The 25,119-nt window shown below is 59.1% G+C and carries 21 protein-coding genes, 4 tRNA genes and 1 pseudogene; 17 read left to right on the top strand and 9 right to left on the bottom strand.

Annotated features, from left to right (window positions below; all coding sequences use genetic code 11):
* Positions 1 to 100 precede the first annotated feature (100 nt).
* Genes gspN through gspD form a run of 3 tightly spaced genes read left to right on the top strand, consistent with a single transcriptional unit; the run spans position 101 to position 3,728 of the window.
* Complete coding sequence (gspN, locus tag ACP86_RS01975) at positions 101 to 892, top strand: type II secretion system protein N (RefSeq protein WP_053112529.1); 792 nt, start codon at positions 101 to 103, stop codon at positions 890 to 892.
* A complete protein-coding gene (locus tag ACP86_RS01970; protein WP_053112527.1) occupies positions 892 to 1,743 on the top strand; it encodes a type II secretion system protein N in 852 nt (283 codons plus the stop codon). Before gspN ends, ACP86_RS01970 begins: the two co-directional genes overlap by 1 nt.
* A 32-nt stretch (positions 1,744 to 1,775) precedes the next feature.
* Positions 1,776 to 3,728 (top strand): type II secretion system secretin GspD, encoded by a 1,953-nt coding sequence (gene gspD / locus ACP86_RS01965; RefSeq protein WP_053115439.1) that lies wholly within the window; start codon positions 1,776 to 1,778, stop codon positions 3,726 to 3,728.
* A 4-nt stretch (positions 3,729 to 3,732) separates the two neighbouring features.
* Here the strand turns inward: gspD and ACP86_RS01960 are convergent, their stop codons facing one another.
* From ACP86_RS01960 to purE, 6 genes are all read right to left on the bottom strand, one after another.
* The gene (locus tag ACP86_RS01960) at positions 3,733 to 5,730 is read right to left on the bottom strand and encodes a M48 family metallopeptidase (protein ID WP_053112525.1); all 1,998 of its coding nucleotides are present in this window, start codon (positions 5,728 to 5,730) and stop codon (positions 3,733 to 3,735) included.
* 11 nt (positions 5,731 to 5,741) lie between these two features.
* Entirely contained in the window at positions 5,742 to 6,329 is a 588-nt protein-coding gene (locus tag ACP86_RS01955; protein ID WP_053112523.1) for a LemA family protein, read from the bottom strand.
* 22 nt (positions 6,330 to 6,351) lie between these two features.
* Positions 6,352 to 8,412, bottom strand: a complete 2,061-nt coding sequence (locus tag ACP86_RS01950; protein WP_008171375.1) for a putative bifunctional diguanylate cyclase/phosphodiesterase — start codon at positions 8,410 to 8,412, stop codon at positions 6,352 to 6,354.
* A gap of 284 nt (positions 8,413 to 8,696) precedes the next feature.
* Positions 8,697 to 9,275, bottom strand: coding sequence for a superoxide dismutase [Fe] (gene sodB / locus ACP86_RS01945; RefSeq protein WP_008171376.1), 579 nt, complete (start codon positions 9,273 to 9,275; stop codon positions 8,697 to 8,699).
* A gap of 71 nt (positions 9,276 to 9,346) precedes the next feature.
* Positions 9,347 to 10,465, bottom strand: coding sequence for a 5-(carboxyamino)imidazole ribonucleotide synthase (locus ACP86_RS01940; RefSeq protein ID WP_053112521.1), 1,119 nt, complete (start codon positions 10,463 to 10,465; stop codon positions 9,347 to 9,349).
* A 17-nt stretch (positions 10,466 to 10,482) separates the two neighbouring features.
* Complete coding sequence (purE, locus tag ACP86_RS01935) at positions 10,483 to 10,974, bottom strand: 5-(carboxyamino)imidazole ribonucleotide mutase (protein WP_008171382.1); 492 nt, start codon at positions 10,972 to 10,974, stop codon at positions 10,483 to 10,485.
* A 296-nt stretch (positions 10,975 to 11,270) separates the two neighbouring features.
* On the opposite strand from purE, the gene ACP86_RS01930 reads away from it, so the two are divergent.
* From ACP86_RS01930 to ACP86_RS01905, 6 genes are all read left to right on the top strand, one after another.
* Complete coding sequence (locus ACP86_RS01930; RefSeq protein WP_053112519.1) at positions 11,271 to 12,251, top strand: hypothetical protein; 981 nt, start codon at positions 11,271 to 11,273, stop codon at positions 12,249 to 12,251.
* Positions 12,252 to 12,390: 139 nt separating this feature from the next.
* Positions 12,391 to 13,263, top strand: a complete 873-nt coding sequence (locus ACP86_RS01925) for a DUF2846 domain-containing protein (protein ID WP_008171386.1) — start codon at positions 12,391 to 12,393, stop codon at positions 13,261 to 13,263.
* Positions 13,264 to 13,310: 47 nt separating this feature from the next.
* Positions 13,311 to 13,568 (top strand): hypothetical protein, encoded by a 258-nt coding sequence (locus ACP86_RS01920; protein WP_008171388.1) that lies wholly within the window; start codon positions 13,311 to 13,313, stop codon positions 13,566 to 13,568.
* A gap of 173 nt (positions 13,569 to 13,741) precedes the next feature.
* Positions 13,742 to 13,817: transfer RNA gene (locus ACP86_RS01915), tRNA-Val, on the top strand.
* A gap of 67 nt (positions 13,818 to 13,884) precedes the next feature.
* Positions 13,885 to 13,961 (top strand) — tRNA-Asp (locus tag ACP86_RS01910).
* 22 nt (positions 13,962 to 13,983) lie between these two features.
* A tRNA-Val gene (locus tag ACP86_RS01905) sits at positions 13,984 to 14,059 on the top strand.
* Positions 14,060 to 14,100: 41 nt separating this feature from the next.
* On the opposite strand, the gene ACP86_RS01900 is transcribed toward ACP86_RS01905, so the two are convergent.
* Positions 14,101 to 15,507, bottom strand: coding sequence for a 3-oxoacyl-ACP reductase (locus tag ACP86_RS01900; RefSeq protein ID WP_053112517.1), 1,407 nt, complete (start codon positions 15,505 to 15,507; stop codon positions 14,101 to 14,103).
* Positions 15,508 to 15,817: 310 nt separating this feature from the next.
* On the opposite strand from ACP86_RS01900, the gene ACP86_RS01895 reads away from it, so the two are divergent.
* The 8 genes and pseudogenes from ACP86_RS01895 to ACP86_RS01860 all read left to right on the top strand — a co-directional run bounded on the left by ACP86_RS01895 (position 15,818) and on the right by ACP86_RS01860 (position 23,234).
* On the top strand, positions 15,818 to 17,155 hold the full coding sequence (locus tag ACP86_RS01895; protein ID WP_075267570.1) for an acetyl-CoA C-acetyltransferase: 1,338 nt from the start codon (positions 15,818 to 15,820) through the stop codon (positions 17,153 to 17,155).
* A gap of 99 nt (positions 17,156 to 17,254) precedes the next feature.
* Positions 17,255 to 17,331: transfer RNA gene (locus ACP86_RS01890), tRNA-Met, on the top strand.
* A gap of 224 nt (positions 17,332 to 17,555) precedes the next feature.
* Positions 17,556 to 17,747, top strand: coding sequence for a hypothetical protein (locus ACP86_RS01885; RefSeq protein WP_053112515.1), 192 nt, complete (start codon positions 17,556 to 17,558; stop codon positions 17,745 to 17,747).
* Positions 17,748 to 17,759: 12 nt separating this feature from the next.
* Complete coding sequence (locus ACP86_RS01880; protein WP_053112513.1) at positions 17,760 to 18,032, top strand: DUF5676 family membrane protein; 273 nt, start codon at positions 17,760 to 17,762, stop codon at positions 18,030 to 18,032.
* 42 nt (positions 18,033 to 18,074) lie between these two features.
* The gene (nhaA, locus tag ACP86_RS01875; protein ID WP_227507797.1) at positions 18,075 to 19,256 is read left to right on the top strand and encodes a Na+/H+ antiporter NhaA; all 1,182 of its coding nucleotides are present in this window, start codon (positions 18,075 to 18,077) and stop codon (positions 19,254 to 19,256) included.
* 195 nt (positions 19,257 to 19,451) lie between these two features.
* Positions 19,452 to 21,906, top strand: a pseudogene (gene glgP / locus ACP86_RS23645) (alpha-glucan family phosphorylase).
* Positions 21,907 to 21,981: 75 nt separating this feature from the next.
* Entirely contained in the window at positions 21,982 to 22,653 is a 672-nt protein-coding gene (locus tag ACP86_RS01865; protein WP_053112512.1) for a DUF998 domain-containing protein, read from the top strand.
* A 74-nt stretch (positions 22,654 to 22,727) separates the two neighbouring features.
* Entirely contained in the window at positions 22,728 to 23,234 is a 507-nt protein-coding gene (locus ACP86_RS01860) for a hypothetical protein (RefSeq protein WP_053112509.1), read from the top strand.
* Positions 23,235 to 23,300: 66 nt separating this feature from the next.
* Here the strand turns inward: ACP86_RS01860 and ACP86_RS01855 are convergent, their stop codons facing one another.
* A complete protein-coding gene (locus ACP86_RS01855; RefSeq protein WP_008177432.1) occupies positions 23,301 to 24,539 on the bottom strand; it encodes an SAM-dependent methyltransferase in 1,239 nt (412 codons plus the stop codon).
* Positions 24,540 to 24,668: 129 nt separating this feature from the next.
* The gene (locus ACP86_RS23075) at positions 24,669 to 25,004 is read right to left on the bottom strand and encodes a hypothetical protein (protein WP_039882193.1); all 336 of its coding nucleotides are present in this window, start codon (positions 25,002 to 25,004) and stop codon (positions 24,669 to 24,671) included.
* Positions 25,005 to 25,119: the final 115 nt, after the last annotated feature.

Raw genomic sequence — 25,119 nt, 5'->3', positions numbered from 1 at the left:
CGTTGGTTCACGCTAACGCGGGGTTTTTGTTTTTTTGTCATGAACTTGCCCCATGCGTTTGCTAGACTCGGCTTCCGGTCCATTATCTGTGCAACGCTGAATGAGTGACGCTGAACCCAAGTCCTTTCTTCGCCCCGGCAAGGTATTTTTACTCCTGCTGCTGGGCGCTCTGGTTTATCTGCTGTCACTGGTCTTTCTGGTACCTGCCGGTTGGGTCTGGCAGCAGGCCTCTGCCCAGGTGCCTTTGCCGCCTCAGGTGCAGGTACGACAGGTCGCCGGTAAACTCTGGGACGGTGAGGCCGGAGTCGTCGTGGCCGGGTTTCCGCTGCGAGTTGATTGGCGCCTTCACATGCCTTCTGTCACCAACCTCGAATGGCCCGCCAGAATTTCTGTCGAATCATCACAATCTTCGCTCAACGGCAATGTTACGATCGGCTGGCCCGCCAGCGCTCAGTTGGATGCCAATGGGCGGATCATGGTGGCCGAGTTTGAGGACCTGATTCGCCAGAGCGGCGGCGCCATGATCGAAGGCGAAGTGGTTATTGACCGGCTGGAGATGGCCTGGGCCGACAACCGGATTACCCGGGCCGAAGGCCTTGGGCGCTGGGATGGTGGCCTTGTAACCTGGCCAATGGGTGATCAGCGGGGACAGGCAGAATTTCCGCCCATGCAGGCGACCATGGACACCACTCAGGGTGGTGTTGCCTTGACCGTTTCCGAGCAGGGCGGGCAGGGGCCGGCGGCGGATGCGACGGTAATGTGGAACGGAATGATGGAACTGCGTGTCTACAAGCGGATGGTGGATCTGGCCGGCCAGCCCTGGCCGGATTCTGCCAGCGCCGGCGATGTGGTGTTCCGGGTACGCCAGCCTCTCGTACCGGGGGCACGATAATGGCGCTCTTGAGTACACCGGCTCAGCGCCGGATATCGCGGACCCTGGCGAACCTGTTGCTGCTGGTGCTGGTGGTGTACCTGGCTGTGAGTCTCGCCCGTATGACCTGGTTGTTCGCCTGGGACGACAGGCCGGTTCCCAGCGCGCTGGCCACAGATGGCGCCGGCAATATGGCAGGGGCCAACGGCCTGACGACCTCCATGGCAGTGTATGATTTTTTCGGGCGTTCAGAGCGGCCGGCTGAAGTGGCGGAAGCCGTTCGCCGCTCGGCGCCGGAAACCCGGCTTCGGCTCCGGCTGGAAGGGGTACTTGTCGCACAGCGCCCGGAGGACTCCGGTGCTATAGTTGCTGGGAGCAATGGAGAAACCGCATATTACCGGGTAGGGGAGATGCTACCCGGCAATGCCGAGCTGGCGGAAGTGGAACCAGGGCGTATTCTGATTCGTCGGGGTGGGCGATACGAATCCCTGACTTTCGAGGAACAGTCGTCTGAACTGGTTGCAGAAGTGACCGAGGAGCCTGCAGAATCATCACCGGATGAGTTCCTGGCCAGCGCCCGTGAACAGATTGACAGCCAGGGCATTGCCGCACTGGCGCCTTTCGGGTTGAGCCCGGTGGACAATAGCGGCATGTCCGGTTACGTGTATGACGGCTCTAACGCCATGCTCAACGCCGTCAACCTGCAGGCCGGGGACGTGATAACGGCTATCAACGGTCAGCGGCTGGGCGATATCAGCCAGGATAAGGCCCTGCTTGAGAACTGGCGCGGCCAGGCCCAGCTGGAGATAGAAATCGAGCGTGACGGATCCATCCTCACCATCAGTTATGCCATACCCGAGCAGTGGCGCTGACCGGGTTCATCGAAACAGGACGAAATCGCCAGATGTATAACCACAAGATCAATGTTTTGCGGGCCATTGTCCTGCTTTTTCTCCTTCCCTTTATGTCCATGGCGCATGGGCAGGAAGCCGAGACATGGCGGCTGAACCTGAAAGACGCCGATATCCGTGCGTTCGTGACCCAGGTCGCGGACATTACCGGGTACAGTTTTGTGGTGGATCCCAGGGTGAAGGGCAAGGTAACGGTGCTCTCCAGCGCGCCCATGAACAAGGACGAAATTTACGATCTGTTCCTGGCGGTCTTGAATGTTCACGGTTTTACCGCCATCCCGGGCGCAGAAGTGATCAAGGTGGTGCAGCAGGTTGATGCCAAACAGTCGGCAGAGATTCTGGAGCGCTTTCCCGAAACCCCCTCCGAGCAGCTGATCACGCGGGTTATCCAGATCGACAACGCCAACGCCCTGGAGCTGGTGCCGATTCTGCGCCCCCTGGTGGCGAAATACGGCCATCTGGCCGGGGTGGCCGCCGCCAACGCCCTGATCATCAGTGATCATTCTTCCAATATCCAGCGCATCGAGCAGATTGTCCGGGAGCTGGATAGCCCGTCCAAATACGAAGTGGAAGTCATTCAGCTTCAGGAAGCCTGGGTTGGCGACATGGTGACTCTGCTGCAGGAATTGGCCCCGGATGAACTGGGTCGGGCCGGTGGTGACAATGCCGCCAGAAAGTACAGCATTACCGCGGACGAGCGCAGTAACCGACTGATTCTACGGGGTGATGAGACCTTCCGGGACAAGATGCGCGGTCTGATCCGGCAGTTGGATCAGCCGTCAGCCACCGGTGGCGCTACCAAGGTGCTGCGGCTGAAGCACGCCGATGCCAAGAATCTCACTGAAATTCTCAAGGGTGTGATGGGCGAGCTGGTCAAAGAAGGCTCAGGGTCAGGGGGCTCTGCTGGAGGCTCACGGCCGCAGAGCAATTTCGCGGTCTTCGCCGATGAAGGGCTGAACGCCTTGGTGGTTCGGGGCGAGCCGTCCCTGATGCAGGAAGCCGAACAGATTGTGGCTGCGCTGGATGTGCGTCGTGCCCAGGTGATGATTGAGGCAGCGATTGTCGAGATCAGTGACGAGCTGGGACAGGATCTGGGCGTCCAGGTTGCCGTCGGTGACGAGTCTGGTGAATCCTCACCAGTGGCCGGCACCAACTTCGGCAACGTGGGGCGCAGCCTGGGTGAGGTATTGAGCGCGATTCTGACTGAATCCGCCATTACCCCCGCAACAGGTGGTATCACCATCGGCGCCGGCCAGCGTAACGAGGATGGTGTCAGTTGGGGGATTCTCCTGCAGGCGCTTTCCACCTCGGCGGCGGCAAACCTGCTTTCCACGCCGAGCATCATCACCCTGGACAACCAGGAATCGGAGATCATCGTGGGCCAGAATGTCCCGTTCCGCACTGGCCAGTCGACGGTTGTCGGTGACGGCACCACCAATCCATTCACCACCATCGAGCGTCGCGATATCGGTCTGACCCTCAAGGTTACCCCGACCATCAGTGCCGACGGCCTGGTGCGTCTGGTGGTGGAGCAGACCACAGAGAACGTGGCAGACAGCATCGAGGACGCCTCGGATATCGTCACCAACAAGCGGGAAATCAAGACCACAGTGCTTGCAGATGACGGTGAGACCATCGTGCTGGGCGGTTTGACCCGGGATGATTACCAGGTCAACAGGAGCAAGGTGCCCCTGCTGGGTGACATCCCGTTCGTTGGTCGCCTGTTCTCCTCCGAATCGGAGCGCCGGGTGAAGCGCAACCTGCTGGTGTTCCTGCGCCCCAAAATCATGCTGGGCAAGGAAGAGGCCGTTGCGGCTACTTCCGACAAGTTCAATCAGCTTTGGGACGTCAATCTGAACATCCGGGAGAAGCTGGGTATCCCCACCGAAGAGCAGCGTCCGACAGTGGACGCGCTGTTTGAAGACGGCAGCACCCGGGTAAAGTAAGCGCTCAGACAGCCAGTGGCGGCATCGGGCAATCCATCTGGTCCGCCACCAGCCGCATCAGTTCGTACTCCCGGGTTTCCACTTTCCCGTCGCGGGTAATGCAGTGCCCACAGGCATCGATGATTGCCGGTTTCAGCAGCGGTGAAAGACCGTTCAACGCGGTCAACGCTTCCCGTAGCTGGCGCATGGTGACTTTTTCCAGAACTGGCTCCACTCCATCCTTCGCATTCATGAAGCCGGCCATGGCCTCCCGATAGAGCTTCTCGGCGTCAGATTGGGACTCAGACCCAGCCCTTGCCATCAAGCTCAGGAGCCTCTGGAGGGCCGGCATGACCGGTTTGTAGCTCTTATAGCGCACCGGTACCACTCTGGCTGCTTCGTCGCCCAGGTGGCGTGACAGGAAGCTTGTCAGAGCGAGTTCAAACAGGGTAACCCGGTTATCCGCCGCCACAAGTTTCTGGACATTGGTAATGAGCAACTCCCGCTCTTCCGGGTCCAGCTTGCGAAGGGCAGGCATGGCCAGCTCCAGGGCAGGGAAACGGACGCCATCGCCGATGGTTTTCAGTGCCGGCAGCAGTTTCTCGAGTAGATCCGGCTGGCTGCCCAATACCGGATGTGCCGGCACCAGGTTCAGCCGTTCCGTTTGCTGTGGACGCGGCAGCTCGCTGATCAGCATGGCATAGCAGAGCTGCGTGGCCCCGGCCCGGGTGTACAGCAGGTTTCGGAAGGTGGCTGGCAGGCGTTCCAGAAAACGCAGGGCGAAATCTTCGCTTTGCCGGTTGATAGTGCCGACCTGATCTGAAAATTTCCGAGCCGGTTTTATGGTTTTTTCCGGGCTGGACGCAAGCGGTGAGGTTCTGCCACTCCTGCCGGTAACCGGCCCGAGTATGTCGGTTGCCGCGCCACTAAACCCGGACGCGCCCGCTTCTGGTGCTCCAGAGCCTCCCCGGTAGAGATCGGCGCCTGGTTCGGTATCCCTGAGCCGGCTTCGCAATCTGGCCAGCATGCCAGGCTGAATGGCATTGATTCGCTCATCTATGGGCGGGTGGGATGCCAGCAAAGAGGTGAACTTCATCCGCGCACTTTCGCCAAAGCACATGTGATTCATGTCGCTGGCGTGGCTGGTTGTGTCCAGGTAACCGCCCTTCATTCCGATCTTGAACAGCGCTCCGGCAATGCCTTCGGGATTGCGGGTAAATTGCACGGAGGATGCGTCTGCCAGCATTTCGCGTTGCCTGGAGACCGCTGCCTGTATCAGCCGGCCAAAGAAAACGCCCACATAGCCAATCACAAAAAGGGCCAGACCAATGATGCCCATGGCTGCCTGGGCCCGACCGTCCCGTGATCGACCCACCCGGTGGCCGCGGTAGAAGGATGCGCGCAGTAGAAAGCCGCCAATCTGTCCGATCATCAGGATGCCGGCAAGCAGGGCAATGAGCCGAACGTTCAGCCGCATGTCGCCGTTGAAAATATGGCTGAATTCATGGGCGACTACCCCTTGGAGTTCGTCTCGCGATAATTGGGTAATAGCACCGTGGGTGACGACCATAACAGCCTCGCCCGGCGTATAGCCGGCCACAAAAGCGTTGATGCCGGTTTCCTGATCCATCACATAGAGTTCCGGCACCGAAACACCACTGGCAATAGCCATTTCCTCAACGATGTTGCGCAGTTTGCGCTCGTCACTGTCGCGGGTATCGGGGTCAATGGGCCTGGCGCCAACCATTTTGGCGACCCGGTCGCCACCTCCCGCCAGATCAACCCAGCGGAGCAGGGAACCCAGAACAATCAGGGAAACAACCGTAACGGCGGTCAGCAGGCCATGATTGGAGAGCAGCCAGTGGTGGAACGCAAGACCGGAGGATTCACTACGGGTTACAAAATAACCCACAAGGCAGACGGCAAGCGTGATAAACGCGACCGCCGTCAGGAAAAGAAAAACCAGCAGAGTGGTGTTGCGCCGGGCGTGGGCCTGGCGCTGAAAGAAACCGGGATGAGCCATGATTCAGGGCCTCAGAAGGCCACTTTCGGTGCCTGACGGGCTTCCGGTGATTCCAGTTCCAGTTGCGACGTTTCCTTGAACGCAAACATGCCGGCGATAACATTATTCGGGAACTGCTCCCGGAAAATGTTGTAGCTCATGACGCCATCGTTATAGGCCTGGCGGGCAAAGGCGACCCGGTTCTCGGTGCTGGAGAGTTCTTCCATCAGTTGCTGAATGGTTTCGTTGGCCTTCAGCTCCGGATAGTTCTCGGCCACGGCGTAGAAATTTGCGAGCGCCTTGGTGAGCAGGTTTTCGGCGCTGCCCAGGCGTTGGATCTTGGTTCCATCGCCGGGATCCTTGGCGGCGTCTTTTTGGGCGCTGACCGCATTGTTGCGGGCTTCCATCACCTGGGTGAGGGTGCTTTTTTCGTGGGTCAGATAGGCTTTTGCCGCTTCCACAAGATTCGGAATAAGGTCGTGCCGACGCTGCAGTTGAACATCAATCTGGGCAAACCCGTTTTTGAACTGGTTGCGCAGGGAAACCAGGCGGTTGTAGATAAAGACCAGATAGAAAACAATGACGGCGATAACGATCAGGCCGATAACAGTGGTTCCCATGGCAACTCCTAGAGGTAGTGGTTCAGAGGTTATTTTCCACGATCTGCTCGTGAAAACCTTTAACGAAGGTCTCAAATTCACGCGGCGGCAACGGTTTGCTGAAGAAATAGCCCTGGGCGAGCTTGCAGCCACGCTGGCTCAGGTAATATTCCTGCTCTGCCGTTTCCACCCCTTCAGCAACCACTGACAGGTTCAGACTCTTGCCAAGGTCGATGATGGTATTGGCGATTCGGGTATCTTCCTCATTGACCAGCAGATCGCGGATAAACTGTTTGTCGATCTTCAGATGCTGTACCGGCATCTGTTTGAGGTAGGTCAGTGACGAGTAGCCGGTTCCAAAGTCGTCCACCGCGATGCTTATTCCCGCTTTGTTGAGTCTGTGGAGTTTGGCTACGGCGTCTGACAGGTTGGTCATGAAGCTGGTTTCTGTTACCTCCAGCTCCAGCCGCCCGGCCGGTATCTTGTGTCGTCGCAGGGTATCGAGAATATCATCGACAATGCTTTCCTGGCGCAGCTGAACGGCCGAGAGATTAACAGCAATACGAAGCGGCGAGCCGTCCGAGGCCCAGCGAGCTGCCTGCCAACAAGCCTGGTCCAGAACCCACTGGCCAATTTCCACGATAGAGCCGTTTGCTTCGGCCACCGGGATAAAGAAGTCGGGGGGAACCGTGCCACGAGTCGGGTGCTCCCAACGTAACAATGCCTCTGCCCCGATTACCCGTTTGCTCTCCAGATTAATCTGGGGCTGGTAAACCAGATGAAATTGGTGATTACCAAGAGCCTGGGACAAATCCTTTTCCAGTTGCTTCCGGTCCCGGATTTCCTGGTCAATGCTGGCGACATAGAACTGGAAGTGGTTGTGACCGTTCTGCTTGGCCAGGGTCATGGTCTGTTCGGCACTCTGAAGCAGTCGGTCTGCCTTGCTGGTGTCGGAGGGGTAAAGAGCAACCCCCAGGGTGGCGCTGATTGAGATGTTCTGGTCTTCGACCAGCATGGGCTCATTGACACAGGCCAGGATTCGCTCAGCTGTGTCTGCTGCTTGAAACCCGTCCCGAAGTCCTTTCTGGACAACCACGAACTGGTCGCTGCCGAGGCGTGCAATGGTGAAGCGGGCATTGTCCAGTTTGTTGGTCAGGCGGTCGGCAACGGTCTGTAGAATAAGGTCCCCGGACCGGAAACCGCACTGCTCGTTCACCGATTTGAAATCGTCGATGCCGCAGACAATCAGCGACAGTTGGGCGTTGCGCCTGGCGGCATCCTCAATATCCCGCACCAGCAACTCCATGAAGGTATCCCGGCTGGGCAGGCCAGTGAGCTGGTCGTAACGTGAGAGACGGCTCACCCGGTCCTCCGCCTCGCGATGACGTTTCTGGCTGTCACCAATGGCCACCAGGAGGTTATTGGTTGCGTTGACCCAGAGGCCAAGTTCGTCGCTCTGGTGGCCGGATGGCGTGGTGACCAGGCGGTCATCCGGGTGCGCAGGATCCACCTGCCTCACGGAATTGACAATTCGGAGGAGGGGGCGCGTCAGGAGCAGGTGGAATACATAGAACAACACCATGCCGAGAATGAGAGCTGTGGCCATGCCGGAAGCGAAAGTGACAGCCGCCCTGTCCAACCAGGTGCGGGCCGCTGCTGCAGTGTCGTAGTGAACGTCAAGAAAGCCGTAGACGTCTTCCGGATTACCCTCGCGGAAAAGCGGTTCCCGATAGAGCCGGTCGGCGTCGAAAATCGGATCGGTGACCGGGCGGAAAGCGGTTTCCTGGAGTGGACGGCTGCGATCTCCCAGTGGGTCGCCGTCAGGGTGGACGATGCGGGCCATGTGGACCGCTTCCTTGGCGAAGAGGCCGTCCACGACTTGTTGCGCGAGTTCGGCGTCGATGCTGAACACCGCCTGGGTGGCTGCGTCTTTCACCATCGCGATGGTTTGCTTGGCATCGCTATCCAGCCCTCTGGACACGCGTTGGGCGTCCAGGATGACCTGTATGGCACTGACAACGACGCCACTGGCAAGGGCCACCGCAAGAATCCACCGTAAGATTCGATAGCCCAGGCGATGTTCAACCTCGAAGGAGTTTTGCATTCAAGCCTGTCTTGTTCCGGTTTTTGCAGAGCCGCTGATCTGCAAGGTTCAGGGCAAAGGTGTCGCACTTTGGGTGATGTGCGTGGGGGCTCACCCTGATGGTTGTTTCCAAGTATGGTTCAGGTTCGCGATATCTTCATGGAGTATCGGCGATTTTTCCAAAGATTTCAGAGTGTGCTTGTATCAAATTGTAATTGCTTGGGTATCGCAGACACAAAAACGCCCGCCAGAGGCGGGCGCTTGATCACAGTCGTTTTAGACTGTGTCTGGAAGCGAGGCCGGGATCAGGCCAGGTTTTCGTTTACGAAATCCCAGTTCACCAGGTTCCAGAAAGCTTCCAGGTAGTTCGGGCGGGAGTTGCGATAGTCGATGTAATACGCGTGCTCCCAGACGTCGACGGTCAGTACCGGCTTATCGGCACCGGTCAACGGGGTTTCAGCATTGCTGGTATTTGCGATGGCAACGGTGCCGTCCGCTTTTTTCACCAGCCAGGTCCAGCCAGAACCGAAGTTGTTGGCTGCTTTATCATTGAATTCTTTCTTGAAATCTTCGAAAGAACCGAACGCCTTCTCGATCGCTTCCTTGGCAGCACCGGTGGGTTCACCACCGCCGTTCGGGCTCAGGCAGTGCCAGTAGAAGGTGTGGTTCCAGACCTGTGCGGCGTTGTTGAACAGCGGGCCGCTGGCACTCTTGATGATGTCTTCAAGCGATTTGTTGGCGTTGTCCGTACCTTCGATCAGGCCATTGAGCTTGGTGACGTAGGTGTTGTGATGCTTGCCGTAATGGTACTCGAGCGTTTCCTGAGAGATGTGCGGTTCCAGTGCGTTCTTTTCGTAGGGCAGTGCGGGAAGTTCAAATGCCATGAGGTCGTTCTCCCTGTCTCTCTGTTTATGTTGATGTTCGTTACCCCAATATAGGGTCGATTTGAGTCAGATCAACCCTTTGGTGTTAAAGAACTTTTAAACTCTGGGCTGCCCGGCAGGAACTGGGCGCAGTTCTTCACCCGCCAGACGAGCTCTTCGTAGCTGTCGGCCAGAATGTTTACGTGGCCCAGCTTCCGACCCGGTCGTTCACCCTTATTATAGAGATGAACATGGGCGTAGGGCAGTTCGAGGATTCGCTCGATGTCGCCGTGCTCTCCGATGATATTGATCATGCAGCTCAACCCACGTGGAGCAACGTTGCCAAGAGGGTGTCCGCTAACAGCGCGAATATGATTCTCGAACTGGCTGGTCATCGCGCCTTCGATGGTCCAGTGCCCCGAGTTGTGAACCCTCGGCGCCATCTCGTTGGCGACCAGGCCATCGGTTGTCTCGAACAACTCAAGCGTTAATACGCCGACATAGTCCAATTCGTTCAGTAGTGCCTTGATGTACCGCTCCGCATCTTCCTGAACGTGCTTCTCGAGCTTCGGAGCAGGCGCAATGGAGTAGCGCAGAATCCCCTCGTGGTGGGTGTTCTCCGCCATCGGGTAGAAGGCCAGCTCACCGTCTTCAGCGCGAACGGCGATAATCGACACTTCCCGGTGGAAGTCGACGAACTTTTCCACGATAAGGCGGGGGTGGCCGATGGAGGTCCAGGCGGCCTCGGCGTCCTCAGGCGATTTGAGTACGGCCTGGCCTTTGCCGTCGTATCCTTCGGTGTTGGACTTCGCTACCACCGGGCAGCCAAGTTCCTCGGCCGCGGCTTTCAACGAGGCGGCGCTATCGGCAATTTTCCATTCTGGCGTGGGGATGCCCAGCTCGCCGAACAGAGTCTTTTCCGCTTCCCGGTTCTGACACACCTGCAATGCCCGGGGGCAGGGGTGAACCGGTTTGTGAGCAGCAATTTTCTCGGCCACGTTTACTGGCAGGTGTTCGAACTCATAGGTAACACGGTCGACCCGGGAGAGGAAATCATCCAGGTACTGGCCCTCGCGGTCGATGATGACTTCACCAAGGCCGGCACTGGGGCTGCCGGACATGTCATAGAAAACAAAGGTCTTGGCCAGTGGGTATCCGGCCAGTGCCAGCATTCTTCCCAGTTGGCCGGCGCCCAGTACACCAATTCTCATTCGAGTTCTCCTGCCTGTTACTGGTCCCGAGGATCAGGATTGTCCAGAATCGTTTCGGTCTGTGTGGCCCGGAACTGCTCAACCGCTTTGCGTACGCTGTCGTCTGAGGTGCCAATAATCTGCGCTGCCAGCAGGCCAGCGTTGGTTGCACCGGCTTTACCAATAGCGAGGGTGCCGACAGCGATGCCGCCTGGCATCTGGACGATGGAGAGCAATGAATCCAGACCATTCAGGGTTTTGGACTGAACAGGAACACCGAGGACCGGCAGGGCGGTTTGTGAGGCAACCATGCCCGGCAGGTGCGCTGCGCCGCCGGCGCCCGCAATAATGACTTTCAAACCGCGGTCTGCGGCCGTTTTGGCGTAGTCAAAAAGCAGATCCGGTGTGCGATGGGCCGAGACGACTTTGGTTTCATAGGGCACGCCAAGTTTTTCGAGCATGGTGGCGGCGTGTTCCATGGTGGGCCAGTCGGATTTGGAGCCCATGATGAGTCCTACAAGCGGCTGCATATGCAACAGTCCTGTGATAATTGGAAAGCCGGCCATTGTATGTTTTGGCTACTTACCATGCAACAAACCTTGGTGGAAGGCGCAGTTGAGAGGCCTTTTCCGGAAACCGCTACGAGCACATCCATGTGCGCTTGACTGAAGCCATCCTTGGCTTCAGACATTTCCGGAAAAGGCCTCTCAACTCCGCCCCGAACGCTCTGGAAGATTTGGCATGAGCGCGGCTTCATTTTTACCTGCGGGTAAGTACAGGTATTATCAGACCTTATTATTTTAACCGTCCATACTCAGGAGCTGTAATGGAACCGATCCGTCCAGATGATGATGAGTTGAGGGCTGAACGACCGATTGGTAGTGCCGAGCCGAAGAAGGCGGCGGAAAGAAAGTCCAGGCCAGCGTCCGGAGGGAAAGGCGAATCGTCGACATCAACGAAGCCGCCCAAAGGTGGCAAGGGCGGTAACGGTAGTGGCGGCGGCAATGGTCGCGGTAGCTCGGCAATGCTTTGGGTGTTGTTGATTGTGCTGGCCGTTGCCGCGGGTGTTGGCTGGTACTCCCAGGAGCAGCGGGTTCAGGCGTTGGAAGGGCAGCTTGAAGAAGCGGATTACTGGGCGCGGCAGAGCAAGCTGGCGCTTGCTCGGTTTGAGGGCGAGCTTTCGGAAACGGGGGAAAACCTTCAAGAGCGGGGCGCTACTCTGGAGGAGCAGATCGCGGCGCATACCAAGCGTCTGGATACGGCAGACAGTGAGATCCGGAAACTCTGGGCCATTGCCAATGAACGCAACAAGAAGCGTCTCGATGAGCAGCAGGAACGAATTGCCGCCTTGGAATCCGGCCTTGCGGAGGGCAAGCAGGCCATTGGTTCGCTTGAGACGTCGGTTGAAAAGGTCCGGTCCTCGCTTTCCGCCGATATTGCAGCCCTGAAACAACAAACGGAGACGTCGATTTCAGCGCTGCAGGATGCCAACCGGCAGGCGACGGATCAGTTGACGAAATTGAGCCAGCAGCTGGCGGATGTGGATCAGGTGATCGAGAGCCGTATCCGGCGTTTTGAGCAGGAGCAGAAGCTGGGAATCAGCGGCATGGAGGGTCGGATCTCGGCCCTGGAGCGGGAGACCGATGAGCTGGCCGATGATGGCCGGGTTCAGGCGCTCCGTAATGAGGTGGCCAGTCTCAAGCGCACGGTTGAGTCTATCGATGCCTCGCGGTCACAACTGACCTCCCGTCTGGTTCGGCTGTCTGAAGAGGTGAATCAGTTACGGAGCCAGATCAGCGGGCAGTAACTGCCCGTAGCGTGGTCCAGCAATCGGCATTTCGGGTTTTGTAACGGTTTGTAGCCATCCCTTGCGGTAGCTCTCATTTCTGTTTTTGTGCAGTTGTTAAGATCAGGCAACTCGCAATCAGGATGAAGAGTTAACAACAATGAAAACCCGAGTGCCTTCCGTTTTTCTTGTTCCCCGGCTTCTGGCAGCGATGTGGCTGTTGCTGGCGTTGCCGGGCTGTACGGTTTATCAGTCCATCGGCAAAAGCGTCGGGTCGTTCCTGCATCCGGTTTCCGGGCATGACTTCGTTCATATCGACAACGATAGCTGGGATCGGCGCAACGCGGTGCTGTACTTCTACAGGACACACTCCCAATGGGCGGCTGATGAAATTGAAGCGCCCAGTGTCTACATAGATGACACCCACTATTTCAACATTCGCAACGACAGCTTCACCTGGCTTGAGGTAAGCCCCGGAGAGCGCCACATTGCCATGCGCCGACCTTTGCTTGGTCTGGAGGGCATGAACTCCTTCAGTCTTAGCCTGATCGCCGATGCCACGCTGGACGTTGAGCCAGGACAGATCTATTACCTGCGTTATAACGAGCTTTCGGAACCGGGCCAACGGCATCCGGACCTGGATCCGGATCATTCGCTGAATCAGGGCGACCTCCAGCTGGTGACGCGGGAATATGCCATGCAGGCAGAGGAGATTGTTTCCACCCGTTTTCTGAACAGTGATCTGTTGGCGCCAAACCACGCGGCTACCTCCATTGTGGAAGTGAATGAAGACCTGGATTACGAGCGGCAACTGGTGCTGCTGGAGGAGGAGCGTGAGCTCGAGATCGAGCGCCTGAAGCAGGAGGGCAAGTACGAATCCACGTCCTGGTTCTGGCCGTTCGGCGGTGGTCCCACGGTTCCCCTGGAAACGGATCGGAAAATCGACAGGTTGGAGCGTGAGTACGCCAAGTTGGAGCAGGAACGTGAGCGTCGGGAAGAAGCAGAATCCGGTGGTGGCTGGTGGATTTTCTGAGTGCTGACTACACTGACGGCAGGTGAAGGACTCGGGAAATTAAAACAATGGCTCTCAAGGATTCTCTTCGACTCAGATTTGAAAAACTGGCCGATGATGTGGTCCCCCAACTACTCGATAGCTGGGGCGATCTGCAGAAACGGCTTGATGACCTGAACTGCTCCCTGGCCAATCGGGCGGTTCCGGAAGACAGGCGCAGTCGTGTCAGTGAATTGTCCCTGCAGGAGAAGGCTCAGCAGGCGGGCCAGAATCGCCCGGCCATACGGGCAGTCAAAACCGCTAGCAAGACCTCGGGTAAAAACTGAATTTGCTTAAAAACTGTACGCTTTTGAATGGCTTGCAGGTTTTTTTATAAAATTGCCGGAAAATATTTGACACCGTCAGCCAAATGCTTAAAATGCGCCTCTCACTTGGTTGAGACAGCACGGCTGGCAAGCAAGTGAATGCCTTTTTAGATTAGATAGGAAGGCTTGAAAGTGGGTGGTTAGCTCAGCTGGGAGAGCATCGCCCTTACAAGGCGAGGGTCACTGGTTCGATCCCAGTACCACCCACCACTTTCAGTTGCATCACCGGATCACCCCATCCGGTTTCAGGTTCGGGCCCAAGGGCCGGAATTGATGCGGAGCGGTAGTTCAGTTGGTTAGAATACCGGCCTGTCACGCCGGGGGTCGCGGGTTCGAGTCCCGTCCGCTCCGCCACTTTTATTTATGAAGTATTCCCGGGTGGTTAGCTCAGCTGGGAGAGCATCGCCCTTACAAGGCGAGGGTCACTGGTTCGATCCCAGTACCACCCACCAAAATTCCAAAAAAGGGCCGATCCGCGAGGATCGGCCCTTTTTTACTTTCCAATCAAAGACTGCCCACAAACGCGCACAACATTGCCATTCACTCCATTGGAGGCAGGGCTGCAGTACCAGGCGATGGCCTCGGCCACATCCACCGGTTGCCCGCCCTGGGACAAGCTGTTCATCCGACGACCGGCCTCTCGGATGGTGACCGGCATGGCGGCGGTCATCCGGGTTTCGATAAACCCGGGGGCGACGGCGTTGATGGTGATGCCGTTTTTCAGTTGCCGGGCCATGGCTTCCACGTAGCCGATCACTCCGCACTTGGCGGTTGAGTAGTTGGTCTGTCCGAAGTTGCCGGCGATGCCGCTGATGGAGGAAATACAGACAATGCGTCCGTTTTCTTTCATGAGCTCCCGCTTTGCCAGTTCCTCGTCGATCAACTCCTCCGCGGTCAGATTGACTGCGATGGTCATATCCCAGAAGTGCTCCGGCATGTTGCCAAGGGTCTTGTCGCGGGTGATGCCGGCATTGTGAATGACCAGGTCGACGCCGCCGAAATGCTCTTCGATGAAGTCGGCGATCAACTTTGGTGCTTTGTCGTCGGTAATGTCGCAGGCCAGAGCCTTCCCGTTGATAGCGGATGTGACCTTTTCCAGTTCTTCCATGGCCGGCGGAATGTCGAGGCCGATCACGGTGGCGCCGTCCCGGGCGAGGGTTTCAGAAATGGCAGCACCGATACCCCTGGACGCTCCGGTGACCAGTGCCACCTTTCCAGTCAGTGGTGCGACGGGATTGGTGGCAGGGGCAGCGTTGCCTTTGCCGACCTTCACGACCTGGCCGGACACATAGGCAGAGCGGGCAGACAGGAAGAACCGAACGCTGGAATCCAGTTGCTTCTCTGCCCCTGGGGCCATCCACAGTAGGTTCGCCGTGGAGCCTTTCTTGCCGATTTCCTTGCCAACGCTGCGTACGAAGCCTTCGAGTGCCCGTTGCGCGGCGGCCTGCGGCGCCTTGCGACAACTGGCGGGATTCTGGCCGATTACCAGAACGCGGGCGTTGCTGCCCAGTTTTTTGATGGTGGGGTGGAAGAAGTCGTATAGTGCCCGCAGGTCGGCCGGACCTTTCAGGCCGGTGGCGTCAAACACCAGCGCCGAAAACTGCTGGTTGATGTCGGAGGCCAGGTCCAGCGGCCGGGCTTTGTTGCCGGCTTTCGATGAGTCCGCCAGGCGATTGCTTTCGCTGGCGTGATGAAGGGTGGCCGCGCTGGCGCCGAGAATACTGCCTAAAGTGGCAATGGCTTTTCCGCCGTTGGCGGCGCCGATGAGCACCTTGCCTTCGATAAATGGCTGGTCGGTGCGCTTCAGGCGCTTCAGTGGCGCGGGCGCGGGGAGACCAAGGGATTGTGCGGCGGTTCTACCAACGGGGGTGTTTACCAGTCTAAGATAGAGGTCGGACATGGGGGCTTCCTTGTGGTTGCAATCGGTTCTCTGGATGCGGATTGTCTACAGGGTAAAGAATCGGACAGTTTTTGGATTGACTCAATGCCTGTAGGGTGTTGTCAGGGGTGCCAATGAGGCATTGTGCGTTGTCGCTACACTTGTTGCCAGCCTGGGTGCAGGGAGCATTGGGGGCTGGCCTCCCAAAACACGCTGTGAATACGTCCTTGTACGCTCGGCTCCGCCATCCATGGCTCCGCACGGTTTTGGGAGGCCAGCCCCCAATGCTCCATCCGGCAATGAAATTTTCCGCAAAAGGATTGGATTGATCATGGCAGAAGCATCGAAAACTCCACGCAAGAAAACCGCTACTTCAAAAAAGACCAGCACAGCCCCTTCGGGTATTCGCCGCGTAGCAGTGCTGGGTGGTAACCGGGTTCCGTTTGCGCGGTCCAATACCGCCTACAGCAAGATCAGTAACCAGGAGTTGCTGACATCCGCGCTGCGGGGGCTGGTGGATCGGTACAGTCTTCAGGGCAAGCGCCTCGGGGAAGTGGCGGCAGGGGCGGTGATCAAGCATTCCCGGGATTTTAACCTTACCCGGGAGTCGGCGATGAGTTGTGGTCTGGCGCCGGAGACACCGGCTTATGATATTCAGCTGGCCTGCGGGACGGGGCTGGAGGCAGCCATTCTGGTGGCCAACAGGATTGCCCTGGGGCAGATCGAATGTGGTATTGCCGGTGGTACCGATACCACGTCCGATGCGCCGATTGGTGTAAGCGAGGGGCTTCGGGAGATTCTGCTGGATCTGAACCGGGCCAAAACCACCGGCGAGCGGTTGAAGATTCTGGCGCGGTTCCGGCCCGCGCACCTCGTGCCCTTGGTTCCGGAGAACCGGGAGCCTCGCACCGGCATGTCCATGGGGGAGCATGCCCAGGTGATGGCCAGGGAGTGGGACATTCCCCGGGAAGATCAGGACAGGCTGGCCTGGGAGAGTCATCAGAAGCTTGCCAAGGCCTATGAAGAGGGGTTCTTTAAAGATTTGCTGACGCCGCTGGCGGGGCTGGACAAGGACAATATTCTGCGGCCGGATACAACCCTTGAGAAGCTGGCGACGCTCAAGCCGGTGTTTGACCGGGACAACGGCACCATGACGGCGGCCAACAGCACGGCGCTGACTGATGGCGCCTCCTGCGTGCTGCTGGCCAGTGAGGAGTGGGCGAAAGAGAATAACCATGAGGTGAAGGCGTGGCTGACGTTCTCCGAGGTGGCAGCGGTGGATTTTGTGGACAAGAAAGAGGGGCTGCTGATGGCGCCAGCTTACGCCGTACCCCGGATGCTGGAAAAAGCGGGGCTGACACTTCAGGATTTCGATTTCTACGAGATCCACGAAGCCTTCGCCTCGCAGGTGCTGTGTACTCTGAAAGCCTGGCAGGATCCCGCCTTCTGCAAGGACCGTCTGGGGCTGGACAAGCCGGTGGGCAGCATCGACCGGGACAAACTCAATGTAAAAGGCAGCAGCCTGGCCACCGGCCATCCGTTCGCCGCCACCGGCGGGCGCATCATTGCGACCCTGGCCAAGTTGCTGGAGGAAAAGGGCAGTGGCCGCGGCCTGATCTCCATCTGCACCGCAGGCGGGCAGGGGGTAACAGCGATTCTGGAGCGGTAAGTTTCCGGAAAACCGGAACTTTCCTTTGACAGTGCCAGGCTCAGCCCTTATCATGCGCGCCACGTTGATCAGGGGTTCCCTGAGCAACAACCAGTTTGATGCGGGGTAGAGCAGTCTGGTAGCTCGTCGGGCTCATAACCCGGAGGTCGTTGGTTCGAATCCAGCCCCCGCTACCATCTAAGAGAAAGGCAGATCAGTAAGCTACTGGTCTGCCTTTTTTATTTGTCCGCAGAAAGTTTCCCATTCCTGACTTGATTGAGGTCAAATCCCGATCCGGTTCGCTCCAATAATTCAGGTTGAACTCAGGTGACTGTGGTTTGCTTATCTCGCTGGAGATGCATGCCCGCTCCGGAGATCACACAATGGCAGTCGGGCGCAACCGCAGACGGAGGAGGGTTATATGGAATGGTTAGCGGAAAACTGGTTCTGGGTGGTTATCGGCATCCTGTTCGTGGCCATGCACATGTTCGGTCACGGTGGGCATGGTGGTCACGGCGGAGGCGGGCACGGCGGACATGGCGCGTCCGACAAGACGGACAAGCCGGACAAACCGGACAGCAATCAGGACCGACCCTCGGGTCATCGCCATTGATGGGAGTGGAACATGCTTAACACGAAACTGGTTACCTGGGCGCTGGGGTTGTTCGCAGCGGTCACCTTCATTGTCTGCGTTATCTATGGACTGGTAACGCCCCAAAGCCTGCATATGCATGCGTTTCTTGAGCAGGTATTGCCGGGATTCAAGTGGCTGACCTGGTGGGGATTTGTGGTCGGCCTGATTGAGAGTTTCCTATATGGCGCCTATGCCGGGCTGGTGTTCTGCCCGATCTACAATCGACTTCACCGTTACTTCGATGCCAAGCAAAGTGGGGACTGAGTTCGTGCCTGCCCGGATTGCGAGCACGTCGGGGGGGTGCCGGTGAGTTCCGGTGCTTCGTCGCGCCTGCAGCTCATCGCGGGCCTGATGACGCTCGCGGCGATGCTGCTTGCGCTGCTGATCGACAATTCTCCCGCGCAAGCCTGGTATGACATAGTCCACCATTTACCGGTGTCCTTGCGCGTGGGTGAGTTTGCCATCGACAAGCCAATCATCCTCTGGATCAATGATGGGCTGATGGTATTCTTTTTCCTGCTCATTGCCCTGGAGCTGAAACGTGAGGTGCTGGAAGGGCAACTGGCGACACCCAAGGCGATTGCCACACCCGGTTTCGCCGCCCTGGGTGGCATGGCTGTCCCTGCGCTGATCTACACAGCGTTCAACGCCGGCGATCCGGAGGCCATGCGCGGCTGGGCGATTCCCGCCGCAACCGACGCGGTGCTGGCGCTGACCGTGCTGGTACTGCTTGGCCCGCGTGTGCCGGTCTCGCTCAAGGTGTTTCTGACGGCGGTCGCGATTTTCGACGACCTGGGGGCAATCGTCATCATCGCGTTGTTCTATACGGAGCAGCTTGCCACAACATCACTGGTGCTGGCGGCCCTGGGGATTGTGGCCCTGGTAACGCTCAATATCTTCAAGGTCACGCGTACCGGGGCTTACGTCGTCGTGGGTGTGTTTCTCTGGGTCGCAGTGCTTAAGTCCGGCGTTCACGCGACGCTCGCCGGGGTGGCCATAGGTCTTGCGATTCCCATGCGGGCCAGACAGGGCGCTCGCTCTTTCTCGCCGCTGAAAGATGCGGAACAGGCGCTTCAGCCGTGGGTGGCGCTCGGCGTGGTACCGATCTTCGCGTTCTTCAACTCGGGCATTGTGCTAACGCTGGCGAGTGCAGCCACGCTTGCCTCTCCGACGTCGCTGGGGATCTTGCTAGGGCTGTTCGCCGGGAAACCGCTGGGTATTTTTGGCTTCACCTGGCTTGCGGTGCGACTCGGGGTGGCAAGACTTCCAGAGTCGGTGAGTTGGGGCCAGCTCGCCGGCGTGGCCCTTGTCGCCGGCATCGGTTTCACTATGAGCCTGTTCATCGCCGGCCTCGCCTTTCCCGATCCGGAGGTATTTCGCAATGCCCGTCTCAGTGTGATTGCAGGCTCGCTGCTGTCGGCGGTTGTCGGCGTGGTGGTCCTGATGAAGACCACGCAACCGCGGTTTAATCCCCCGGAGCACAACTGACCCTGGCAGGGGCACCACTCTGGTGAGCCGCGGCGCAGGTGAGCGGCGGCGCAAGGGCTATCAACGGGCGCAGGCCCCGGTCTTAATAAGGAAGGAGACCCCATGAACAATGAAACCCCTGTCAGCCAGCTGCTATACGGCCCGCTGCATACGGATGTCGAGGGATTTGATGCCCTGGCCGAGCTGGCCCTGGATATGCGTTCGTCATGGAATCATGCGACCGACCAGGTGTGGCGGCAGCTGGATCCCGAGTTGTGGCAAGCCACACGTAACCCCTGGGTCGTTCTGCAGACGGTCTCGCGGGAGAAGCTCCAGGGACTTCTGGCCGATCCGGCGTTCCGTAAAGACGTCGGGGACCTGGTGCAGGCCAGGCGAGATGCCGCTCGGGCGCCGGCGTGGTTTCAGCAAACCTACCCGCGGCCGCCTTTAACCTGTGCCGCTTATTTCAGCATGGAGTTCATGCTGAGCGAGGCCCTGCCCATTTATTCCGGCGGGCTGGGCAACGTGGCGGGCGATCAGCTCAAGGCCGCCAGCGATCTGGGTGTTCCGGTGATTGGCGTGGGGCTTCTCTACCAGCAAGGCTATTTTCGCCAGCTGATCGACCGGGACGGTGCACAGCAGGCGCTTTACCCGTATAACGATCCCGGCCAGTTGCCAATCATGCCGTTGCGTCATTCCAACGGGGAGTGGCTGCGGATACAGCTCGGCCTGCCCGGCCACCCGATCTGGCTGCGCGCCTGGCAGGTCCAGGTGGGCCGTGTGAAGCTTTACCTCCTGGACAGCAACGATGCGGCGAACTACCCGCCGTACCGGGGAATAACCAGTGAGCTTTACGGGGGCGCGCCGGATCAACGCCTGATGCAGGAGGTGATCCTCGGGATTGGCGGCTGGCGGTTGCTCGCCGCGCTCGGTATCGAACCGGAAGTCTGCCACCTGAACGAAGGGCATGCGGCTCTGGCCGTGCTGGAGCGCGCCCGCCACTTCATGCAGCGGACCGGTCAGCCGTTCGGCGTTGCGCTGGCCGCCACGCGCGCGGGCAATCTCTTCACCACCCACACGGCGGTGGCCGCTGGCTTCGACCGTTTCCCACCAGGCCTCATCGAGCACTGCCTGGGTGGCTACGCAAGCAACCAGCTCGGCATTACGCTCGACGATTTGCTGGCGCTGGGCCGCCGGAATCCGGACGATCCGGCCGAGGATTTCAATATGGCGTACCTGGCGATCCGCGGCAGCGGGGGCGGTGAATGGCGTAAGTCGCCTGCACGGCAAGGTGAGCCGGCACCTGTTTGCGCCGCTGTTCCCGCGCTGGCCCGTGGATGAGGTGCCGGTTACGCACGTGACCAACGGCGTTCACATGCCGACCTGGGACTCGGCGGCGGCGGATGATCTTTGGACCGAGGCCTGTGGCAAGGAACGCTGGCTGGGGACCACGGAAACCCATGAGCAGCACATTCGCGCCCTCTCTGACGCCCGTCTCTGGCAATTCCGCACGGCGGCCAGTAAGGCGTTGGTTGACTACGTCCGTGATCGATTGTCCCGGCAACTGGCCGCCTCCGGCGAGGCGCCCGAGGCCGCTGATACTGCGAACCAGCTGTTTGATCCCGGGGTATTGACGCTGGGTTTTGCCCGCCGCTTCGCCACCTATAAGAGGCCGAACCTGCTGCTGCATGACCCGGAGCGCCTGCTGCGCCTGCTGACTGACCCGCAGCGCCCGGTGCAGCTCATTATGGCCGGCAAGGCTCATCCGCAGGACCGGGCGGGCCAGGCCCTGATCCGGCAATGGATGCAATTCATCCAGCGGCCCGAGGTGCGCGCCCGTGTGATCTTCCTGAGCGACTATGACATGCACTTGGGTGAGCACCTGGTGCAGGGCGTGGATGTCTGGCTCAACACGCCGCGCCGGCCCTGGGAGGCGAGTGGCACCAGTGGCATGAAGGTGCTTGTCAATGGTGGTATCAATCTGTCGGAATTGGACGGCTGGTGGGCGGAAGCCTACACTCCGGATGTGGGCTGGGCACTGGGGGACGGCCAGGAACATGGCGATGATCCGTTCCGGGATGCGGCTGAAGCCGATGCGCTGTACGACCTGCTCGAACGCGAAGTGATCCCCGAGTTCTATACGCGTGATGAACAAGGCATTCCCTCCGCCTGGGTGAACCGGATGCGCGAGAGCATGGCGCGGTTGACACCGCGCTTTTCTACCAACCGTACGGTGCGCGAATACACCGAGCAACACTACCTCCCGGCTGCCGCTGCATACCGTGAGCGGGCCGCTGGCAAAGGGGGAGTCGGCGCGGAACTGGTTGAATGGCGGCACGCGCTGGATCACAAATGGGCCGCGATACGCTTCGGCGACGTTGAGGTCGAGCCTGACGGTGAACAACACCTCTTCGAGGTTCAGGTCTACCTCGGAGACCTTGATCCGGAGGCCGTGCGGGTTGAGCTCTACGCCGACGGCAGGGACGGTAGCGCACCTGAACGGGTGGAGATGCAGCGCCTGCGGCAACCGACGGACGGCGAAAGCGGCTACAGCTATCGCGCAGCAGCCCCTGCGGCCCGCCCGGCGACAGACTATACCGCGCGACTCATGCCGCATCACAATGGTGTGGCGATCCCCCTGGAAGCTGCTCACATCCTTTGGCAACGGTGAGCGGGCGGGTATCGCGCATCCAGGAAGATCGCGAGTCGGGTTGGTGTCCTGGCGCGCAGGAGACACTCAGGAGAGATGAAAGCACGTATGACCAGGGAACACAGGTTTTCATGGCCGGTGCGCAGGCTTGCGCTGCTGGGGCTGGCGGGGGTTGCGGTGTTCGGGGCGGCAATTATCGCCCTGCACCTGACCGGCAGCGGGGTCGACTGGACCAGCGATTATGTCAGCGACCTGGCTAACCAGCCGTTTGGCTGGCTGTTCATGGTTGGCGCCTTCGTGCATGGCTGGGGTAACCTGGCGCTGACCCTGGCCCTGCGCGGCGCGCTGCGCCCGGGGCCGCTGCGGACCTGGTCGGTACTGCTGTTCGGCCTGGCCGCGGTCGGTATCCTGCTGGCGGCGTTGTTTCCCATCGAGGCACCCGGCCAGGCGCCGAACCTGCCCGGGCAGATACACCGGGGGGCAGCCAGCCTGGCGTTTGCACTGGAACTCGCCGCGCTGTTCGTGTTTTCAGCGGCCTTTCGCCGTCAGCTCGACTGGCGCCGCCAGCGCGCCGCCTCGCTGGTGCTGTCGGTGATCGCGGCGACGGCGGTGACGGCGTTCGTGATCGCCATTCAACTGGATATCGCGCCGGGCCTGGCGGAGCGTGTCGCGCTGGCGGTTTTCCTGGTCTGGGAAGTTTGGGCTTGCCTGCAGGTCATCCGGCCGCAACAGAAACCTGAGCCTGACCTGAAGCACTCCTATCCCTGACTTTGTGGAGGACCTGATCTTGAAAAACCTATACAAACCGAACAAGCCAGTGCCGGGCCGAGCCCGCCGGCGACGTGCCGACTCTGGAGATCCTGGCGGCGGTGGATATCCTGCGCCGCCACCTGCCCGAGCTCAGGGTGCGTGTGATCAACGTGGTGGATCTCATGACCCTGCAGGACCAGGCGGAACACCCGAACGGGCTGTCACACAAGGACTTCGACACCCTGTTCACGACCGATAAACCGATCATCTTCGCCTATCACGGGTATCCCTGGCTGATCCATCGCCTGACCTACCGGCGCATCAATCACAAGAACCTCCACGTGCGTGGCTACAAGGAGGAAGGCACCACCACGCCGTTCGACATGGTGGTGCGCAATGACATGGACCGTTTCCACCTGGTGGCGGATGTCATTGATCGGGTTCCGCAACTGGGGTCACGGGCCGCCTATCTCAAGCAATGGCTGCGTGACCGGCTGATCGAGCATCGGCATCACATCATCGAGCACGGCGTGGATATGCCGGAGATTACCCAATGGCGCTGGGGGGCAACCGCGGACCCCACCCGAAGTCAAGAATAATTCCCATGGCTACAGGCTCCCATGCCTGCAGCCAATAACGCTCGTCGCTGCGGAAAAGCCGGGTCGCTACTCCCGGCTTAACTCCACCTGCATCACATTGATACCTCCGGCGCGAAACATACCGGCACAGCTGGCCAGGTAAAACCGCCACTTTCGCACGAACATCTCGCTGTACCCGAGCGCCCGTATCGCCGGTATCTGTTCGTCGACGTTCGCCAGCCACTTTTCCAGCGTAATGGCGTAATCCTGCCCGAATTCGAACACATCGTTCACCACCAGGCCGCTATCGGCGGCAACAGCTTCAAAACGCTTTCTGGAAGGCAGCATACCACCGGGGAAAATATGTTCCCTCAAAAAGTCGTTGCCGGAGCGATATCGCTCAAATCGCTCCTCGGCAATGGTAATGGTCTGTATCATTGCCTTGCCGCCAGGTCTCAGGTAGTCGTGCACATCCCTCATGTAGGCGGGCCAGTACGATTCGCCAACGTGCTCAAACATCCCGATTGATACCAGGTAATCAAAGGGGCCGGACAGCTCCCGGTAGTCCTGTAAACGAACCTCGGCATTTTCCGCCAGTCCGGCGGACTCGAGTCGCTGGCGGGCATAATCCGCCTGTTCGCCGGACAGGGTCGCACCGGTCACATGGCATCCGTGTGTGGCTGCGATTTCCATGAAACCACCCCAGCCACAGCCTATTTCCAGAATGCGGCTTCCCGGTTCCGGTGCCAGTCGCTGAAGGATGCGTTCATATTTCGCTTTCTGGGCCTCGTAAAGCGAGAGGGACGTATTGCCGTCAAACAGGGCGCAGGAGTATGTCATGCTCCGGTCCAGCCAGAGCTGATAAAAGTCGTTGCCTAAATCATAGTGCTCCTGGACGTTCTTACGGCTGCGTTTCAGTGTATTGGAAGACAACCGGTGCCTGCACCAGTGCCATAACCTGAGCCATACGCTGGTGTGCAAAACCCGATCAAAAACAACGATATTGCCTGCGGCGAGGCGCATCAGGGCAAGCAAGTCGGGTGTGGACCATTTGCCTGCCATGTAGTCTTCGCCCAATCCCACGTCACCGTGGGTGATCAGGTGATCGATGACATCCCACTGCAGCAATGCCATTTCCGCATGCACACCGTCTTGTTTTCCTTCATGGCGGGTCGTCTTTCCATCCGGCCATGTAAGCGATAACGAACCGAACTGAAGAGATTTCAGCGCCTGCAGGAAAAGATTACGGTGAATTGCGCTCGTCTTTCCCGTTGGCTTTTCCCGGGACCCCAGGTGCCCGCCTTCCGGCAAGGATTCCCTGCTCATGCCTTTCCATCCTTACGCTGTTCCCAGCAAGTTTCAGTGGGTTAAAAAGTAGGTGGACTATCATTTATTAGGCAACTGCTGTTCGTCAAACCTTATCGGAAACTGGGACGCTTGCAGGAGTTACCGGAACTATGGAAGTCTTTTCCGGCCATCCGGACGTACTCCTGTATTTCCGGATGATCTTGGCTTACTTCGGCCCGGATCGATATCCAGGTTCACCAGGGCGCCCCTGTCGGCCAGGGAGTTGCCCAGGGTGCGATAACCCCCGGTGAGCTCATGCTCCACCGGGCACAGCGGATCCTCCAGCCATAAACCGACCCGGGCATTGCGGGCCATGGGGCCGCCCTCGACCAGATCCGGTCGGGACTGGGTGCCGGGCGGGCCGGGGATGTGGCCGCGGAAGGAAACCAGCGAGCGCGCGTTGCTTATCCGCTTCGCGGGCGCTGGCCAGTGCGCTGTGTTCATCCAGCGCCACAATCGCGTTGATGGCAGGGTTCTGGTCCCGGATTCTTTCCAGTAAGGCGGTAATCAGTGCCTCGCTGGTCAGGGTGCCGGCCTCCAGTTGTTTCAGGAGCTCATG

The sequence above is a fragment of the Marinobacter sp. CP1 genome (genome assembly GCF_001266795.1).
GTDB classification, from domain to species: domain Bacteria; phylum Pseudomonadota; class Gammaproteobacteria; order Pseudomonadales; family Oleiphilaceae; genus Marinobacter; species Marinobacter flavimaris.
Note: the sequence above shows the minus strand (reverse complement) of the source record. Positions and strands in the feature narration are given on the sequence as shown.